The organism is Streptomyces sp. SudanB182_2057, from assembly GCF_964272715.1.
GTDB lineage: Bacteria > Actinomycetota > Actinomycetes > Streptomycetales > Streptomycetaceae > Streptomyces > Streptomyces rubradiris.
Window position 1 is genome coordinate 2,186,484 of sequence record NZ_OZ186798.1, and the last position, 18,731, is coordinate 2,205,214.

Sequence of the window (18,731 nt, forward strand, 5' to 3'; positions counted from 1 at the left end):
GACATGTCCGAGCTGCACACGCCGCAGGCCGGTGCCGACGGGGCGAAGGACACGGACGTGGTGGCGCTGCTGATGCGCCAGCACGGTGACATCCGCAACCTCTTCGACGAGGTCGAGGCCGCGACCGGGGACGAGCGGCGCGCCGCGTTCCGGCGGCTGGTGCGGCTGCTGGCCGTGCACGAGACCGCCGAGGAGGAGGTCGTCCACCCCTTCGCCCGGCGCGCGATGCCCGGCGGCGAGGGCGTCGTCGAGGACCGGCTCGCGGAGGAGCGGGCCGCCAAGGAGGCGCTGGCCGCGCTGGACGACATGGACACCGACGACCCGGAGTTCCTGCCCCGGCTGGCACGGCTGCGCACGGACGTCCAGGAGCACGCGCGGGCCGAGGAACGCTACGAGTTCACGCACATCCGGCGCAGCACCGACGTCACCAACCTCGCGGCCATGGCCAAGGCCGTCAAGGCCGCCGAGGCCATGGCGCCCACGCATCCGCACCCCGGTGTGGAGTCCGGGGCGGCGAACCTGGCGCTCGGGCCGGTGGCCGCGCTGATGGACCGCACCAAGGACCTGGTGCGCAAGGCCATGGGCAAGGACGGCTGACGGCCGTCCCGCCCGGGTGCGCGAGCCGGGGCCGGTCCCGTCGGGGGCCGGCCCCGGCCGTCGTTACTGCGTCCGGGGCCCGCCGATCGGGTGAACCCCGGGGCGCGGGAGGCATGAGGGGCCGGAAAGGGCAGTGCCGGGGCCACTTTCCGGGGGCGCCGCGGTCTTCGTTGAGTGGCAGGGTGCCGTCCGGCTCGCCAGACTGAAAACGGCGGTTCGTGATCGAAATGGATCCGGACGGCAAGGGCCATCCATACGTCCTCAGGAGATCGAATGGTGGAGCAGTCCTCCGAGGTCCCCATATCCGGGCCGGACGAAACCGCCGTCACCATGAGCGACACCGCACCGGCCAGAGCGGAGACCGAGAGGAAACTCGCGGCGGCACTGGCCGAACTCGTGGAGGCCGACCACGTCGCGGCCGACAGCCACTTCTTCACCGATCTGGGCGCCAATTCCCTGGTCATGGCCCAGTTCTGCGCCCGGCTGCGGAAAATACCGGATCTGCCCTCCCCCTCCATCCGGGACATCTACCGGCACCCCACGATCCGCGGCCTGGCCGAGGCCCTCGCGCCGGCCTCGCCCGACGGCGCCGCCCCGGCGGCCCCCGCGGCCGAGGCAGCGGCGCCGGCACCGGTCCCGGTGACCCGGGTGAACCCGCTGCACCACCGGTTGTGCGGGGCGTTCCAGCTACTTGTCTTCCTGGTCTACTCCCTCGTCTACGGATACATAGCCGCCGGCGGATACGAATGGATCTCCGAGGCTTCCGGCCCGGGCAACGTGTATCTGCGCTCGCTGGTGTTCGGCGGCACCGCGTTCGTCGCGCTGTGCGCCTTTCCGGTCCTCGCGAAATGGATTCTCGTCGGCCGGTGGAAACCGGGCGAGTTTCCCGTCTGGGGGCTCGCGTACGCGCGCCTGTGGTTCGTGAAAGTGCTGCTGCACGCGAATCCGATGGTGTTCCTCGTCGGCACCCCGCTGTATGTGCTGTATCTGCGGGCCCTGGGCGCGCGGATCGGGAAAGGCGTCACGATCCTCTCCCGCTCGGTGCCGGTCTGCACCGACCTGCTGACCATCGGTGCCGGAACGCTGATCCGCAAGGACTCCTTCTTCCTGGGCTACCGGGCGCACGCCGGCCGGATCCAGACCGGCCGGGTCACCATCGGCCGGGACGCGTTCGTCGGCGAGAAGACCGTCCTGGACATCGACACCTCGCTGGGCGACGGCGCCCAGCTGGGCCACTCCTCCGCGCTGCACCGCGGCCAGGCCGTCCCGGACGGCGAGCGCTGGCACGGCTCCCCGGCGGAGCCCACCGACGTGGACCACGTACGGGTCCCGCCCACCCGGTGCGGCACCCTGCGCAGGGCCTGGTTCGGCACCTTCACGCTGCTGCAACTGGTGTTCGTCTACATCCCGATCGCCCTCGGCGGGGTGTACATGGTGTTCACCGGGATACCGGCGATCGGCAAGCGGCTCGATCCGCAGACGGCCGTGCTGAGCCGGCCGGAGCTGATACCCGACGCCCTGGCCGTCTCCCTCGCCCTGTTCTTCGGCTTCGTCGGCCTGGGGCTGGTCGCCCTGTACACGGTGCCGCGGCTGCTGCGCCTGCTGGTCCGGCCCGAGCGGGTCTATCCGCTGTACGGACCGCACTACACGCTGCACCGGGTGGCCGTCCGCATCACGAACATCAAGTTCTTCACCTGGCTGTTCGGCGACAGCTCGTACATCGTGCACTACCTCCGCGGACTCGGCTACGACCTGTCACGCGTCGAGCAGACCGGGTCCAACTTCGGCACCGAGGTGCAGCACGAGACGCCGTACCTGGTCACCGTGGGCACCGGGACGATGGTGGCCGACGGGCTGTCGGTGGTGAACGCCGAGTACTCGAGTACGTCCTTCCGGCTGTCCCGGGCGACGATCGGGCCGCGCAACTTCCTGGGCAACAACATCGCCTATCCGGCGGGCGGGCGGACCGGCGAGAACTGCCTGCTGGCGACCAAGGTGCTGGTGCCGCTGGACGGCGAGGTGCGCACGGACGTCGGACTGCTCGGCTCGCCGCCGTTCGAGATCCCCCGCTCGGTGGACCGCGACGCCCGGTTCGACCATCTGCGCACGGGCGAGGAGCTGCGCCGCCACCTCTCCGCGAAGAACCGCTACAACCTGCTGTCGATGACGCTGATGCTGTTCGCGCGCTGGCTGCACGTCTTCCTGCTGACCCTGTTCGGCCTGGTCTCCGTCGAGCTGTACGGCGTGGCCGGGCACGTGGTGATCGCCCTGTTCCTGGCGCTGACCCTGCTGATGACCACCGCGTACTACGTGCTGGTGGAACGCTCGATGACCAGGTTCCGCCCGCTGCGGCCCCAGCTGTGCTCCATCTACGACCGGAACTTCTGGCTGCACGAGCGCCTGTGGAAGGTCCCGGTGCAGTACCTGAACATCTTCAACGGGACCCCCTACAAGAGCCTCGTGTGGCGGCTGCTCGGGGTGCGCATGGGCAAGCGGGTGTTCGACGACGGCTGCTTCATGACCGAGCGGACCCTCGCCGCCGTCGGCGACGAGTGCACCCTCAACGCCGGCAGCAAGATCCAGTGCCACTCGCAGGAGGACGGCACCTTCAAGTCCGACGGCATCACCCTCGGCGCCCGCTGCACGCTGGGCGTGGCCGCCCATGTGCACTACGGCGTGACCATGGGCGAGGGCTCGGTGCTGGCCGCCGACTCCTTCCTGATGAAGGGCGAGGAGGTCCCCCCGGGCGCCCACTGGGGCGGCAACCCGGCCGTGGACATGCCGGAGCCCGGCGGCGGGCCCCTCCCGCCCGACCTCGCCGAGAAGAAGACCGACGCCGCCGCTGCCGCCACCAGGTGAGGAAGGCCATCGATGGAAACGCGCGTGGAAGCCGACCGGGACTACTGGAGCCGGGTGCTGACCGCCGGCGGCGCGACCGCCGTGCCGCGCTGGGCCGCGGAGCCGGTGCCGGGCGTGCCGGAGCAGGAGACGGCGGTCCCGGAGGAGGTGACGGCCGCGGTGCGCGCCCTGGTGCGGCGCTCCGGGCTCCCGCTGAGCGCGGTGCTGCTGGCGGCGCACGCCAAGGTGCTGGCCGCGCTGTCCGGCGAGCCGGAGGTGGTGACGGGGTACACCGCCGGGGTGCGCGGCGAGCCGCTGCCGTGCCGGCTGACCGTCCCGCCGGGGTCCTGGCGGGCGCTGGTGACGGCCGCCGAGCGGGCCGAGGCGGAACTGCTGGCGCACCGGGAGTTCCCGGTGGCCGCGCTGCGCCGGGAACTGGGCCTGGCCGAGCCGCCGTACGAGGTGGTGTTCGGTCCGGCGGGTGCCGACGCGGCCCACGCCGCCGATGACACCCGGCGCGCCGAAGGCGACGCCGACGAGGGCGTGCTGCGCGTCCGCTGGTACGACCGGGGCGGGCGGCTGGTGCTGCGCCTGCGGTACCGCGCCGACGTGCTGGACGCCGGTGCCGCCGCCCGGATCGGCGGCTACCACCTGAAGGCCCTGGCCCTGCTGGCGGCCGCCCCGGACGCCGACCACGGGCAGCAGAGCCTGCTCTCCGCCGAGGAGGTGCGCGAGCAGCTGCACGGGCTGGCGGGACCGCACCGGGAGCTGCCGGACGCCCGCGCGCACGAGCTGTTCGAGCGGCGGGCACGGCGGCACCCGGACCGGGTGGCCGTGGTGCACGGCGAGCGGACGTGGACGTACGGGGAGCTGAACGCGCGTGCCAACCGGCTGGCGCACGCGCTGCTGGCGCGCGGGCTGGGCCCGGAGGACGTGGTCGCCGTCGTCACCGAACGCGATCCCAACTGGCTGGCCGCGACGCTGGCGGTGTTCAAGGCGGGCGGCGTCTACCTGCCCGTCGAGCCGCACTTCCCGCCCGGCCGGATCGCGGCCATGCTCACCCGGGCGGACTGCCGGCTGGTGCTCACCGAGTCCGGGAGTACCGAGCACCTCGACGAGGCGCTGGCCGCCGTGCCGGGGGCCGAGAAGCTGCCGGTGGAGACGGCGTACGCCGAGCCGCACCCCGACACCGACCCCGCGCTGCCCGTCGAGCCCGGCCGGCTGGCGTACATCTACTTCACCTCCGGCTCCACGGGGGAGCCGAAGGGGGCGATGTGCGAGCACGCGGGCCTGCTCAACCACCTGTACGCCAAGATCGACGACCTGGGGATCGGCGAGGGGTCGGTGGTGGCGCAGACCGCGCCGCAGTGCTTCGACATCTCGCTGTGGCAACTGCTGTCCGCGCTGCTGACCGGCGGACGGACGCTGCTGGTCGGCCAGGACGTGATCACCGATGTGGAGCGGTTCGTGGACACGCTGGTGCGCGGCCGGGTCGCCGTGGCCCAGCTCGTGCCCTCCTACCTGGAGGTCGTCGTCTCCTACCTGGAGCAGCGTCCGCGCGCGCTGCCGGACCTGCGGTGCGTGTCGGTGACCGGGGAGGCGCTGAAGCGGGAGCTGACGCAGCGCTGGTTCGCGCTCCAGCCGGGGATCCGGCTGCTCAACGCCTACGGGCTGACCGAGACCTCGGACGACACCAACCACGAGGTGCTGGACGGCGTGCCGGACCGGGTGCTGCTGGGCCGCGCGGTGCACAACGTCCGCGTCTACGTCGTGGACGAGCACCTGTCGCTGGTCCCGCTGGGCGCCCCGGGACTGATCGCGTTCTCCGGCGTGTGCGTGGGCCGGGGGTACGTGAACGATCCCGAGCGGACCCGGGAGGCGTACCGGACGGACCCCTACCGGCCCGGTGAGCGGCTGTACCTGGGCGGTGACCTGGGCCGCTGGCACCCCGGCGGCAAGCTGGAGTTCCTCGGCCGCCGGGACAACCAGGTCAAGATCCGCGGCTTCCGCATCGAGATCGGCGAGATCGAGAACACCCTGCTGCGGGTGCCCGGGGTACGCGACGGCGCGGTGGTCGTCGCCGAGCGGGGCGGCGGCAACAAGCACCTGATCGCCTTCCACACCGGCCGGCGCGTCCCCCCGGAGACGCTGCGCGAGGCGCTCGCGGCGGCACTGCCCTCCTACATGGTGCCCAGCGCCTTCCACTGGCGGGAGAGCCTTCCGCTGACCGCCAACGGCAAGACCGACCGCAAGGCGCTGACCGCGCTGGCCGAGCGGACCGGGCAGGCCGAGGGGGCCGCCCCGCCGGACCGCGCCGCCAAGGGCGGGGAGGAGCTCGGCCCGACCGAGCGGCGGCTGGCGGCGGTCTGGGCGGAGCTGCTGGGCGTGCCCGAGGAACGGATCGGCCGCACGGACCACTTCTTCGACTCCGGCGGCACCTCGCTGACCGCCGTCAAGCTCAGCGTCGCGCTGGACCGGGCGGTGTCGCTGAAGGACATCACCCGCCATCCGGTCCTCGCCGACCTGGCCGCCGTCCTCGACGGAGCCGGCCGGGCCCGCCCCCGGCTGCTGCAACCGCTGTCGGAGCCGGACGGCCCCCCGGAGTGCGCGCTGGTGTGCTTCCCCTACGCGGGCGGCAACGCGGTCAACTACCGGCCGATGGCGGCGGCGCTGGCCGGCAGCGGTCTGGCGGTGCTCGCCGTCGACCCGCCCGGGCACGATCCGGCGGACCGGCGGGAGCCGTTCGCGCCGCTCGCGGAGGTGGCCGAGCGGGTCGCCGCCGAGATCACGGCGCGCGGCCTGACCCGGGTCATGCTGTGGGGGCACTCCTCGGGCGCCGCCCCGGCCCTGGAGACGGCCCGCAGGCTCGAGGAGCGGGGGGTGCGCGTGACCCGGGTGTTCCTCGGCGCGCAACTGCTGGGCACCGCCGCCGAGCGCGGCGCCGCCGTCGAGAGGCTCACCCGCGGCAGTGACGCGGAGATCGCGGCGCGGCTGGCTGCGGACAGCGGCTACACCGAGCTCGCCGAACTGAACGAGCGGCACGCCGAGCGCGTCGGCGCCGCCTACCGGCACGACTGCGTGTCCGCGCACCGCTATCTGCTGGCGGCGCTCGCCTCCCCGCCGCCGGTCAGGCTGGCCGCGCCGGTGACGGTGGTCGTGGCCGCCGACGACCCGCACACGGCCGGCTACGCCGCGCGCCACCGGGACTGGCGGCTGCTGGCCGACCACGTCGACCTGTACGAACTGCCCGACGGGGGCCACTACTTCCCGCGCACGCGCCCGGACGGGGCGGCGCGGGCCGTCCTGACCGCGGCCGTGCCGCTGGCCTCCACCTGAGGGCCCGTCCCCATCCGACGGGCGACCGGAAAGGAAACCGAGATGCCGTCCTCATCCCTGGCAGCACCGCTCGACGTGGAGCTGCGGCCGGACAGACCAGCGATGCTGCGCGTCGCTCCGCCGGGCGACCCCGCCGGCTGGGCGGCCGAGCACCGCGAGGCGCTGCGCGCACGGGTCACCGAGCACGGCGCACTGCTGGTGCGCGGCCTCGGCCTGGCGGACCCCGAGCAGGTCGGCGCCGTCCTCACCCGGCTGGCGGGCGAGCCGATGACGGAGGCGGAGGCGTTCGCGCCGCGCGAGGCCGCCGGCCCGGGGCTGTACACCTCCACGCCGTGGCCGGCCAACCAGCCGATGTGCATGCACCACGAGCTGAGCTACCGGCTGCGGGTGCCCGGCCTGATGCTGTTCGCCTGCCTGACCGCGCCCGAGACGGGCGGGGCGACCGCGGTGGCCGACGCCGAGGAGGTCCTGGAGGCGCTGCCCGCCGATCTGACGCGACGGTTCGAGCAGGAGGGCTGGCTGCTGGTCCGCAGCTACAACGACGAGATCGGGGCGTCCCTGGAGGAGTCCTTCGGCACCGCCGACCGCACCGCGATCGAGAACTACTGCCGGGCCAACGCCATCGACTTCACCTGGCTCGCCGACGGTTCGCTGCGCACCCGGCAGCGCCGCGCCGCCGTCGTCCGGCACCCGCTGACGGGCCGCCGCTGCTGGTTCAACCAGATCGCCTTCCTCAACGAGTGGACGCTCGCCCCGGAGGTCCGCGAGTACCTGGTGGACGAGTACGGCCCGGACGGTCTGCCGTTCAACACCTGCTACGGCGACGGCGCCCCGATCGGCGCGGACGTCGTCGAGCGCCTGAACGCCACCTACGAGGAGCACACCCGGCGCGAGTCCTGGCAGGCCGGTGACCTGCTGCTGGTGGACAACATCCGGACCGCGCACAGCAGGGAGCCGTTCACCGGTGAGCGGCGGGTCCTGGTCGGCATGGCCGAGCCCCGGCAGGTGGCCGACGGCTCCTTCACCCCGGAGGCGAGCGGACGATGACCGACGTACTGCCCCACACCGCCCGCGCGGCCGAGTCCGGCCCGCCGTCCGTGCCGACCTTCGCCGTGATCCCCGGCGAGCAGGTGAAGAAGGCCCTGGAAGGGTCCGAGAGACAGGTGGTGGAGCTGGTCGAGGCCACCTACCGGCTGCACGGCGCCGGGGAGTCGGTGAACCCGCCGTCGTACTTCCTGCGCTTCCCCGACCGTCCCAGCTCGCGGATCATCGCGCTGCCGGCGTCCATCGGCGGGTCCGTCCACGTGGACGGGCTGAAGTGGATCTCCAGCTTCCCGGAGAACGTGGACGCCGGGCTGCCGCGGGCGTCGGCCGTGCTCATCCTCAACGACCACGACACCGGCTACCCGTTCGCCTGCCTGGAGAGCTCCATCATCAGCGCGACCCGGACCGCCGCGTCCGCCGCGCTGGCCGCCGACTGGCTCAGCCGCGAGCGGCCCCGGCCGGCCCGGGTCGGTTTCGTCGGCACCGGTTTGATCGCCCGGTACATCCACACCTTCCTGGCCCGCACCGGCTGGAACTTCGAGGCGATCGGCGTGCACGACGTGTCCGCCGCCAGCACCGAGGGCTTCTGCGGCTATCTGCGGCAGAGCGGGGCCACCGAGCCGGTCACCGTGCACGACAGCGCGGAGGGCCTGATCCGCGCCAGCGACCTGGTCGTCTTCGCCACCGTCGCCGGCCGCCCGCACGTCACGACCCCGGCCTGGTTCGACCACAACCCGCTGGTCCTGCACATCTCGCTGCGCGACCTCGCGCCGGAGGTGCTGCTCGCCTCGGCCAACTTCGTGGACGACGTGGAGCACTGCCTGAAGGCGGACACCTCCCCGCACCTGGTCGAACAGCGCACCGGCAACCGCGACTTCCTCAACGGCACCCTCAACGACGTGCTGCTGGGCCGGGCCGCGCCGCCGTCCGACCGGCCGGTGATCTTCTCCCCCTTCGGCCTCGGCGTCCTCGACCTGGCCGTGGGCAAGTACGTCTACGACCAGGTCGCCCGGGCGGGCCGACTCCGCCTCGTCGACGACTTCTTCCACGACCTGCGTCGCTACGGCTGAGGCCGTTTCCCCCGGCTCTGGCAACAGGAGGCCCGCCGTGCCCGTGATCTCCGCTCCCCACGCGTTCAACGAAGGGAGCCTCTTCGTCGATCTGGAGTCGATATTCGGATGCCGCCTCTACCTCAAGTGCGAGGGCTTCAATTTCGCCGGCTCCATCAAGCTGAAGGCCGCGAACGAGATGGTGGAGAGCGCCGAGCGGGACGGGAGCCTGAAGCCGGACTCCATCCTGGTCGAGTCCTCGTCCGGCAATCTGGGCGTCGCGCTCAGCATGATCGCGGCGAGCAAGGGCTACCGGTTCCTGTGCGTGACGGACCCCCGGTGCAACCTGTCGACCAAGCTGCTGATGGAGGCCCTCGGCAGTCATGTGCACGTGGTGACCGACCTGGACGAGAACGGCGGTTTCCTGGGCACCCGGCTGGAGTACCTGCGTTCGCTGTGCGCGTCGGACGACCGGTACGTGTGGCTGAGCCAGTACACCAACGCGGGCAACTGGCGGGCGCACTACCGCACCACCGCGCCGGAGATCGCCCGCCACTTCCCGGGCCTGGACGTGCTGTTCGTCGGGACCGGCACCGCGGGGACCCTGATGGGCTGCGCACGCTGGTTCCGCGAGTGGCACCGGCCGGTGCGGATCGTCGCCGTGGACAGCATGGGGTCGGTGGCGTTCGGCGGCCCGCCCGGCCGCCGGATGATCCCCGGCCTGGGCATGAGCATGCGCCCGCCGCTGCTGGACGAGTCCTACGTCGACGAGGTGATCCGGGTGGAGGAGGCGGACACCATCCGCACCTGCCACCGGCTGGCCCGGCGGGGCTTCCTGTTCGGCGGCTCCACGGGAACGGTGGTCAGCGCGGCGACGGAGTGGCTGGCCCGGCAGGACACCCGGGAGCTGACCGCGGTGGCCATCGCCCCCGACCTCGGCGAGCGCTACCTGGACACCGTGTACCAGACCAACTGGCTCCACGACCTGTACGGCGAGCAGCTGCTGGGCTCGGCCGGGCTGCCGCCCCCCGCCTGGGACGACGACCCGGCCCCCCGGGCACCGGGCCGGCGCCGCAGACCCTAGCCGCTCCGGTTCCGCTCAGGTCGCCTCGGTGAGTGCGGCGGCCCGGGTCCGCCACGGGATCCGGAAGGCGGACGCCGTGACGATCAGGGCGCAGACCGCCACCGTGGCCATGCCCAGGGTGAGGTCGGCCGCGCTCGCCACGAAGCCGATCAGGGCCGGGCCGCCCAGCAGCCCGGTGGTGCCCATCGCGGCGACCAGCGCGAGGGCGTCGGAGCCGTGTCCGGCCGCCGCCACGTACACGCACGGGGTGACGGCGGCGGCCCCGAGGCCGACGCAGGCGAAGCCGAGCAGCGTGGGGACCACTCCCCCGGCCAGCAGGGCGAGGGCCAGGCCGACGGCGGCCACCGCGCTGCCGGTGCGCACCACCGCTCCGTCGCCCCAGCGGGTGCGCCAGCGGTCCGCGCACACCCGGGCCAGCAGCATCATCACGGAGACCACCGCGATGCCGAGCGGCGCGATGCTCGGCGACGCCTTGACGACGTCCTCCATGTAGAGCGTCGACCAGTCGTTCATCGCGCCCTCCATGATCGTGCCGAACGCCATGGCACAGCCCATGAGCAGGGTCGTACCGGACGGCAGCCGGCGCCGGGCCCTGGGCTTCGGTCCGTCCTCGGCGGCCGGGGCGGGCTCCTCGTGCGCGAGCAGGCCCGGCCGGCCGCCGCCGAGCAGGAGCAGCAGCAGCGCCCCGGCGACGGCGAAGTGGGCCGGGACGGACCCGGTCACGGCGGTGGCGCCGGAGGCCAGCAGGGCGGCGGCGAGCAGCCCGGCGCTGAAGGTGGCGTGCAGCTGGGACATGGCGGTGCGGTCGTACGCCTTCTCCAGCGCGGCGCCCTGCGCGTTCATGGCCACGTTGAGACAGCCGACCGCGACCCCGTCGGCGGCCACGGCGAGCAGTGCCAGCGGGTAGTTCGGTACGACGGACAGGGCGGCCAGTACGGCGATCAGGGCGGCGGCGGACACCAGGGACAGCCGCCGGGAGCCGAGCCGCCGCATCAGCACGGCGACCAGCGGGAAGGAGACCGCGGCGCCCGCCCCGCAGGCCATCAGCAGCAGCCCCACCTCGCCGGCGCCGAGGTCCAGCCGTGTCTTCAGCGCGGGCAGCCGGGCGATCCAGGTGCCGTACTGGAAGCCGAGGAAGCAGAACAGCGCGGCGATCGACCACTTGGCGCGCGCGAAGGAACCGGCGGGCATCACACCGCCTCCCGGTGCGGTTGGGCGAGGGCGGTCACCGGCGCCGACATGTAGACCGCGCCCCGGCCGTACTCCGGCGGGACCGGGGCCGACGGGTGGGCGCGGTAGCCGCGGGCGCGCCAGAACGCCTCCTTGTCGCCGACGGCGACCAGCGAGACGGTGGCGAAGCCGCGCGTCCGGGCGGTCTCGGTCAGGTGGCGCACCAGCCGGGTGCCGAGCCCCCGGCGGCGCAGCGGGGCGCTGACGACGATGTCGTGCAGGTGCAGGTTGGCGGTGTCGTGGACGGCCGGTTCCGGGCTGCCCAGCGCGGGGCAGCGGAACCGGGGGTAGGGCAGGGCGAGGACGTAGCCGGCGGGCCGGCCGTCGCGTTCCAGGACGAAGCAGGTGGCGGCCGAGGCGCGGGCCCGGGAGCGCAGCGCCGCCTCGCCCTCGGCGAGGGAGAGGTCCGCGTACGCCTCGCTCTCCAGGGCGGCCAGCCGGGGCCAGTCGGCCTCGGTGATGCCCCGTAGACGGTCGTTCATGTCAGTGGGAGTCCTTCCGGGCCGCGTACGCACACGCACGGCAGCGGGCTGATGCCGTTGAAGCCCTGGGTCGTGTAACTGGGGGCGTAGGCGCCGGCGGAGAGGATCCACACCGGGTCGCCGGAGGCGAGGGTCCGGGGGACGGGCACCGGGTGCCGGCCGCCGCCGTAGGCGTCGTCGCCGTCACAGGTGGGGCCCGCGACGACGGCGGGCACGTGCTCCTCGCTCTCCCGCCCGGGGAAGAGCAGCGGGTGGGTCACCTGGTCCATCTCGTACAGGCCGTTGAACTTGCCGGCGCTCAGGTACAGCCAGCGGGCGGGCCGGCCGTCCGGCCCCGTCCGCTCGGTCAGCCGGACCACGTGCGCCCGGACCGCGCCGTGGTCGGCGACCAGGTGCCGGCCCGGCTCCAGGACGAACCGCGGCGGGGCGGCGGCCAGGCCGTTCAGGTGCTCCATGCCCTCGCGGAGCACGGTGAGGATCTTGTCCAGCGGCGGGTGGAGCGGGGTGCCGCGCCGGTCCAGGTAGCCGAGCGCGGGCAGGCCGCCGCCGAGGTTGACGTGGTCGGGTACGATCCCCCGCCCGGCCAGCGCGAGCAGCGTCCCGGCGAGGGTGTCCAGGGCCTGCTGCCAGGCTTCGCCGGTCATCTGCTGGGAGCCGACGTGCACGGACAGTCCGGCCGGGACGAGTCCGGCCGCGCGGGCGGCGGCCATGATGCGGACGGCGTCGTCCGGGTCGCAGCCGAACTTGCGGTTCAGGCCCCACAGGGCGCCCTGGCCGCTGGTGGCCAGCCGGCAGAACACGCGGGCGCCGGGGGCGTGCCGGGCGATCGCGGTGACGTCTTCGAGGCTGTCGGTGGCGAACGTGCGGACACCCAGGCGGTGGGCTTCGGCGATGTCGTGGTCGGACTTGATGGTGTTGCCGTAGTGGACGCGGTGGGGCCGCGCCCCGGCGCGCAGGGCCTGTCGGATCTCGGCGGGGCTCGCGGTGTCGAAGCCGGCGCCGCGGTCCGCCAGGCAGCGGAGGACTTCGTCGACCGGGCATGCCTTGAGGGCGAAGCGGATGTCCGTGCCGGGCAGTTCGCGCAGCAGGGTGTCGTATTGGCGCTCTATGCCGGTGAGGTTGTAGAGGATGTGGTCGGTTTCGGGTGCGCCTAGGGGGGTGCCCGGGTGTGTTGTGTCGCGGGTGCGGGCGATCTGTGGCTTGTCGCGCCCACGCGGCGGCAGCCGCATATCAGACAGGGCCCCGCGCCCCTTTGGGGCGCTCATGTGCGGGCCGCTTCCATCAGTGACGGCCATGCCTCGGTGAGGGTCGCGAAGTCCTCCATGTCCCTGGCCGCCCGGTCCAGCAACTCGCCGCGTTCCTCGGCCAGTCGGTCGGCGAACTCCGCGTATCTGCCGCCCAGTTTGCGGTACGCCGTGTCCACGCGGTCCAGGCGCCAGATGTTCTCGGCGCGGTCCAGGGTGGTGCTCTCGCGCACGAGTTGTGCCACCCGGTCGGGGCGGACCCGGTGGCCGGGGTCGAGCAGGCCGGCCGAGCCCTCCGCGGCCATGCGGTCGTAGACGTGGTGGAAGTGGAGCATCGACAGCAGGAACTTCACGAACCGCCGCTGGTAGGCCGGGAACCCGGTGTCGGTGCGCCGTTCGGGGGTGTGGAAGTTCTCGATGTGGCGGTTGTGCAGGATGCCGGGCAGGCCCGCGTCGTGGACGAGGTGGAGGAGGAAGTAGTCGCTGCCGATGGTGTCGGTGGCGGGCGGCAGCGGGACCCGCTCGTACACCGCCCGGTCGAAGGCGATGTTGCACATGTCGACGCGCATGGGGTCGACCACGGTGAGGGTCGAGTGGTCGCCGGTGAAGGGGTCGGTGCCCGCGCCCGTGAAGGACTCCTCGACCAGCGCGCGGCGGCGGTCCTCGGGCCAGTCGCCGGGTGCCCAGAGGCCGACCACGTCGTGGTAGACGGCCTCGTCCAGGCGGCGTATCTCGGCGATGTCGACGGAGAGTTCACCGATGAAGGAGGCGCCGGCCAGGGCGACCGGGCGGTGGGCCAGGGCCGGGTCGAGGTCGGTGCGGGTGACCGTCGCCGCCGCCTCGGCGGCGGGGCGGCCGAGCCAGGGCAGTTCGTGGTGGACGGGGTACACCGGTGCGCCGGCGTGGACCTGGTAGGTGCTGTCGGAGTCCCTGCGGTGCACGGAGTGGCAGCCCAGGGAGGCGGCCAGCAGGAAGGCGCGGTTGGTGCAGGCTCCGTAGGAGACGGCGGGCGGGAGCATGAGGTCGAGCAGCCGGTCCGGGGCGGGCAGGCCGGACCGGGCGATCGTCCGGCGCAGCCAGGCGCGCTGGCGTTCCTCGTCGAGGTGGTGGACGGTCACGCCCGGCCGCGGGGGCAGGGCGGCGACGGTGTCCGCGTGGGCGGCCCGGGTGCGGGCGTCGGCGGAGTCCAGGATCAGCAACCGCACGTCGGCGCCGTGGTTCCGTACCGCGTAGGCGGCTTCCGCGTGCAGGGCGGTGATGGTGGCGGGGCAGGCGCGGTTGGTGGGCAGGGCGAGGCAGACGCGGTTCACCGGTGGCCTTCCCCGGCGGTCCAGGAGTCCAGGCCCAGCAGCCTGCGCCCCAGGTCGTCCAGTTCGGCGGGGCCGTAGCGGAGGGCTTCCGGCGTGCGGGCGTCGCCGAGCAGGGTGGCGTTCCAGTCGGGGGTGTCCAGGGTGCGCCAGGAGTGCACGCGGGAGTCGCGCAGGGCGGTGTGCTCCTCCAGGGCGGGCATCATCGACAGGTACTGGACGGCCCGGACAGCGTTGTCAGAGAGGTTGGGCGCCACTCCGTGGGCGAGCATCCCGTTGAAGATCAGCAGGTCGCCGGCCTGGAGGTCGGGGCGGACCACCGGGAACTCGGCGCGGTCGATCGCGGGGCGGACCGGGTCGCGGCCCGGCGGCTGGGCGAGCCGCCACTCCTCGAAGCGGCGGAAGAGCTCGGGCGCGCACTGGAAGCCGCCGAGTTCGGGCCGGGTGTCGGTGAGCGCGATGATGCCCTGGACGCGCTGCGGCAGCACGGCGCGGGTGGAGTCGACGTCCCAGTGCAGCTCGATGTCGAAGCCCTCGTCGGTGGGTTCGATCAGGGAGCGTGAACGGGTGCGGACGTTGGGCGGGTTGAGGTTGAGCCGGTCCAGGGTGACCCACAGCTCGGGGCTGTCCCAGACGTCCACGAAGGCGTCGTAGACCCGCCGGTTCTGCCGGCTGTCCCAGAGCAGTTGGTGGTGGTATGCCTCGACGAAGCCGTAGATGTAGAGGTGGCGGTCGAGTTCGGAGCGGAACTCGGGTTCCTCGTACCAGGTGTCGGGGCGGTCGGGGTCGAGTCCCTGGAACTCCCAGGCGAAGTCGAGCAGGGCCTTGGCCTCGCCGGGGCTGATGGCCTCGCGGACGACGACGTAGCCGTAGGTCTGCCAGAACGCGAAGTCCTCCGCGGACAGCACGCGCAGCGGCTCGGTCTTCTCCAGGTCGCGCAGCGGGGTCGGGGCGAGGTAGGTCTCGGCGTCGGCGCTGAAGTAGGGGCGGCCGGTCGCCGCTCGGTGGAGGTAGGGGGTGGGCTCGTGCATGTGTTCACACTCCGGGGGTGATCGGGACGACAACACCTGCGGGTCGGACGTGAGACATGTGCCGGTGGCATACGCCAGGGCGTGAAAGGGCCACCGGGTCACGGAGAGAGCACGGAGAGGGTGGCCGCCCGCCGGGGAGGGCGGGCGGCCGGGGGGGTGAAGAGGTCAGCCGGCCAGGACGGCCTCGGCGGCGGCCACTCCGCAGACGCGGGCGGCGCCGTAGGTGGCGAGGTGCAGGGCACCGCGCGGCGGGGCCTGCGGCAGGCCCATCTCGACCACGACGGTGTCGGGCCGGGCGGCGAGCAGGGTGTCGAGCGCGGCGCGCATCCAGGGGTGCCGGTGTTCGTCGCGGACCACGGCGACGATCCGGCGCCCCTCGGCAGCGGCGAGGGCGGCGGCTCGGCGTCGTCGCCGGTGAAGGTCCCGGAGGCGCTGCCGGGCAGCAGCCGCTCCAGCTCGTCGGCGACGCCCCAGGGGGTCTCGTGGCCGACGGCGATGTTCGGGGCCGGGTTGAACCGGGCGACGTACACCGGCCCGGTGACCGGTGCGGCGGCGCCGGTGCGGGTCACGGTCAGCGCGCGGCGGGCCGCGACGAGGCCGATCTCCGGGTCGGGCGTGGTCCGCGCGACGTCCCCGCGGTGCGCGGCGGTCCAGGCGGCCAGGTCGCGCACCCGGGCGGCGGCGTCGGCGAGCCGTTCCTCGGGCAGTTCGCCGGAGCGCACGGCCGCGACGAGCGCGTCCCGCATGCCGAGCACGGTGCCCTCGTCGCACAGCCCGCCGCCCACGCAGATGGCGTCGGCGCCGGCCGCGATCGCGAGGACCACGCCCTGGTTCAGGCCGTAGGTGCCGGAGATGGCGCGCATCTCGATGCCGTCGGTGACGATCAGGCCCTGGTAGCCGAGTTCGCCGCGCAGCAGGTCGGTGAGGATGCGCGGGGACAGGGTGCCGGGGCGGTCCGGGTCGAGGGCCGGCACCAGGATGTGGGCGCTCATGATGGCCCGGGTGCCGGCGGCGATGGCCGCGCGGAACGGGGGCAGTTCGCGCTCAAAGAGGGTGTCGGCGTCGACGTCGATGCGGGGTACGGCGTGGTGGGAGTCGACGTTGGTGTCGCCGTGGCCGGGGAAGTGCTTGGTGCAGGCGGCGACGCCGGAGGACTGCAGGCCCTCGACCCAGGCGGCGGTGTGCCGGGCGACCAGGTCGGGGCCGGTGCCGAAGGAGCGGACGCCGATGACCGGGTTGTCGGGGTTGGCGTTGACGTCGGCGGAGGGCGCCCAGTCGAAGGTGACGCCGCAGGCGGCCAGGCGGCGGCCCAGCTCGCGGGCGACGGACCGGGTCAGGGCGGGGTCGTCGACGGCGCCGAGGGCGTGGTTGCCGGGGAAGGCGGAGCCGGTGCGCACGTCGAGGCGGGTGACGTCGCCGCTCTCCTCGTCGATGGCGACGAGCAGGTCGTCCCGTCCGGCGCGCAGTTGCGCGGTGAGCGCGGTGACCTGCTCCTCGCTGACGACGTTGCGGCCGAACAGGGCGACGGAGGCCAGGCCCTCGTCGATGCGGCGGCGCACCCAGTCGGGGGCGGTGGTGCCGTCGAAGCCGGGCTGGAGGACCGCGAGGGCGTTGCGGGTGAGGGTGTCGGTGCCGGGGGCGGTGATGGTCATCGGGGCGTCATCCCTTCACGGCGCCGTCGGTCAGACCGCTGACAGCCTTGCGTTGCAGGAAGATGAAGAGGATCAGGATGGGCAGCGCGAAGAGGGACGAGGCGGCCATGGTGGCGCCCCAGTCGTCGCCGAAGGCGGTCTGGAACTGCGACAGCCACAGCGGCAGGGTCTGCTTCTCGGCGGACTTGTTGAGGATCAGGACGAGCGGGAACTCGTTCCAGGCGGTGATGAAGCCGAACAGCGAGGTCGCCATCAGGCCGGGCGCGAGCAGCGGGAAGATCACCTTCACGAAGGCCTGCCGGCGGGTGCAGCCGTCGACCATCGCCGACTCCTCCAGCTCCTTGGGCACGGCGGCGATGTAGCCGCGCAGCGTCAGGATGGTCAGCGGCAGCACCATCATGGTGTAGAAGGCGGTGAGCGGGACCAGGCTGTCGAGCATGTCGTTGTCCCGCACGATCATGTACATGGCGATGATGAGGACTTCCCAGGGAGCCATCTGCGCCAGCATGAACGTCACGATGAGACCGCGCCGGCCCTTGAACCGCATCCGGGTCAGGGCGAAGGCCGCGAGCAGGGCGATGACGAGCGAGCACGCGACCGACAGCAGCGTGACGGTGACCGAGTTGAGGACCAGGGTCCAGAAGTGGTCGGCGTCGACGGCCGTCTTGAAGTGCTCCAGGGTGGCGTCGGTCGGGAACCACACCGGGTCGTCGGTGATGATGTCGCCGGTCGGCTTGAAGGCCGTGGCGAACATCCAGTACACGGGGAACGCGAAGCCGACGAAGAGGACGACGGCGGTCGCGTTGGGCCAGAAACGGCCGAAGAGCGAGCGCTTCACAGCTCGTCCTCCTCTTGCTTGAGCACCATGCGCAGGTAGTACGAGGTGATGACGAGCAGCACCGCGATGGTCAGGAAGGAGATCGCCGCGCCGAGTCCGAAGTGCTGGTTGCCGACGCCCTCCACGAAGGCGTAGATCGGCAGGGTCTCGGTGAGGTGGTCCGGGCCGCCCTCGTTCATCGCGAAGATCTGCGGGAACGCCTTGAAGATCCAGATGACTTCGAGGAACGTCGTGGCGTACAGGAACGGCCGCAGGAAGGGCAGGGTCACGGAGGTGAAGCCCTTCCAGGTGCCGGCGCCGTCCAGGGCGGCGGCCTCGTACAACTCACGGGGGATCGTGGTGGTGGCGGCGTAGAGGTTGATCGCCACGAAGGGGATGGACTGCCACACGAGCAGCAGGGTGACCACGGCGAAGGTGGAGAACTGGGTCTCCAGCCAGTTGTGGTCGGCCATGGAGTGCCAGCCGAGCGCGTCCAGCACCCAGTTGACGACGCCGAAGCGCTGGGCGAACAGCCACTTGTAGACGGTGGTGGCCGCGATGACCGGCATGGCCCAGGCGAGCACGAGGCCGAACAGGAGCAGCAGCCGCATCCGCTTGCCGAGCCGGGCCAGCAGCAGCCCGATCAGCGTGCCGAGCACCATGATCAGCACCACGTTGACGGCGGTGAAGAACACGGAGCGTTCGACGACCCGCCAGAACTCCTCGGCGGTCAGCACCTCTTTGTAGTTGTCGACGCCGTTCCACTCGGTGAGGTGCTGGATGAGCTGGCGCGGGTTGAGGTTCTGGAACGACAGCATGCCGTTCTTCACGAGCGGCCAGCCGAGCAGCACCAGGGTGGCCAGCAGCGCGGGCAGCAGGAGCAGGTAGGGGGCGGCGGCGCGGCGCCGGGACGGGGCCCCGAGGGTACGGTCGTCACCTCGTGGCGAGGCCGGCACCCGGGCCTTGCGGACAGCGGGCTCCCCGGCCGTGTCCGTGCCTTCGGTCTGCACTGACATGAGT

12 protein-coding genes and 2 pseudogenes are annotated in these 18,731 nt (G+C 72.8%); 6 read left to right on the forward strand and 8 right to left on the reverse strand.

Annotation, left to right across the window (positions count from 1 at the left end; translation table 11 throughout):
• Positions 1–3: 3 nt before the first annotated feature.
• The 6 genes from ACSURM_RS09220 (at position 4) to sbnA (ending at position 9,948) form a co-directional block, all read left to right on the forward strand.
• Entirely contained in the window at positions 4–597 is a 594-nt protein-coding gene (locus ACSURM_RS09220) for a hemerythrin domain-containing protein (RefSeq protein ID WP_436954525.1), read from the forward strand.
• A 273-nt stretch (positions 598–870) separates the two neighbouring features.
• Positions 871–3,456, forward strand: a complete 2,586-nt coding sequence (locus tag ACSURM_RS09225) for a Pls/PosA family non-ribosomal peptide synthetase (RefSeq protein WP_436954526.1) — start codon at positions 871–873, stop codon at positions 3,454–3,456.
• A gap of 12 nt (positions 3,457–3,468) precedes the next feature.
• Complete coding sequence (locus ACSURM_RS09230; RefSeq protein WP_436954527.1) at positions 3,469–6,771, forward strand: non-ribosomal peptide synthetase; 3,303 nt, start codon at positions 3,469–3,471, stop codon at positions 6,769–6,771.
• A 42-nt stretch (positions 6,772–6,813) separates the two neighbouring features.
• On the forward strand, positions 6,814–7,818 hold the full coding sequence (locus ACSURM_RS09235) for a TauD/TfdA family dioxygenase (protein WP_436954528.1): 1,005 nt from the start codon (positions 6,814–6,816) through the stop codon (positions 7,816–7,818).
• The gene (sbnB, locus tag ACSURM_RS09240; protein WP_436954529.1) at positions 7,815–8,885 is read left to right on the forward strand and encodes a 2,3-diaminopropionate biosynthesis protein SbnB; all 1,071 of its coding nucleotides are present in this window, start codon (positions 7,815–7,817) and stop codon (positions 8,883–8,885) included. Before ACSURM_RS09235 ends, sbnB begins: the two co-directional genes overlap by 4 nt.
• A 37-nt stretch (positions 8,886–8,922) precedes the next feature.
• Positions 8,923–9,948, forward strand: a complete 1,026-nt coding sequence (gene sbnA / locus ACSURM_RS09245) for a 2,3-diaminopropionate biosynthesis protein SbnA (RefSeq protein ID WP_436954530.1) — start codon at positions 8,923–8,925, stop codon at positions 9,946–9,948.
• A gap of 15 nt (positions 9,949–9,963) precedes the next feature.
• Here the strand turns inward: sbnA and ACSURM_RS09250 are convergent, their stop codons facing one another.
• The 8 genes and pseudogenes from ACSURM_RS09250 to ACSURM_RS09285 form a co-directional block, all read right to left on the reverse strand.
• Complete coding sequence (locus ACSURM_RS09250) at positions 9,964–11,262, reverse strand: MFS transporter (protein ID WP_436961010.1); 1,299 nt, start codon at positions 11,260–11,262, stop codon at positions 9,964–9,966.
• Positions 11,166–11,660, reverse strand: a pseudogene (locus ACSURM_RS09255) (GNAT family N-acetyltransferase); the annotation flags it as partial. The gene ACSURM_RS09250 and the pseudogene ACSURM_RS09255, both read right to left, overlap by 97 nt.
• Positions 11,657–12,925: a type III PLP-dependent enzyme gene (locus ACSURM_RS09260; protein WP_436954531.1), complete on the reverse strand. Its 1,269-nt coding sequence runs from the start codon at positions 12,923–12,925 to the stop codon at positions 11,657–11,659. The pseudogene ACSURM_RS09255 and the gene ACSURM_RS09260, both read right to left, overlap by 4 nt.
• Positions 12,922–14,214: a DUF6271 family protein gene (locus ACSURM_RS09265; RefSeq protein ID WP_436954532.1), complete on the reverse strand. Its 1,293-nt coding sequence runs from the start codon at positions 14,212–14,214 to the stop codon at positions 12,922–12,924. Before ACSURM_RS09265 ends, ACSURM_RS09260 begins: the two co-directional genes overlap by 4 nt.
• Positions 14,211–15,242: a phytanoyl-CoA dioxygenase family protein gene (locus tag ACSURM_RS09270; RefSeq protein WP_436954534.1), complete on the reverse strand. Its 1,032-nt coding sequence runs from the start codon at positions 15,240–15,242 to the stop codon at positions 14,211–14,213. The genes ACSURM_RS09265 and ACSURM_RS09270 overlap by 4 nt, the downstream gene beginning before the upstream one ends.
• Positions 15,243–15,407: 165 nt before the next feature.
• A pseudogene (locus tag ACSURM_RS09275) lies at positions 15,408–16,894 on the reverse strand (glycoside hydrolase family 3 protein).
• 7 nt (positions 16,895–16,901) lie between these two features.
• Complete coding sequence (locus ACSURM_RS09280) at positions 16,902–17,732, reverse strand: carbohydrate ABC transporter permease (RefSeq protein ID WP_436954536.1); 831 nt, start codon at positions 17,730–17,732, stop codon at positions 16,902–16,904.
• On the reverse strand, positions 17,729–18,727 hold the full coding sequence (locus tag ACSURM_RS09285) for a carbohydrate ABC transporter permease (protein WP_436954537.1): 999 nt from the start codon (positions 18,725–18,727) through the stop codon (positions 17,729–17,731). Before ACSURM_RS09285 ends, ACSURM_RS09280 begins: the two co-directional genes overlap by 4 nt.
• Positions 18,728–18,731 lie beyond the last annotated feature (4 nt).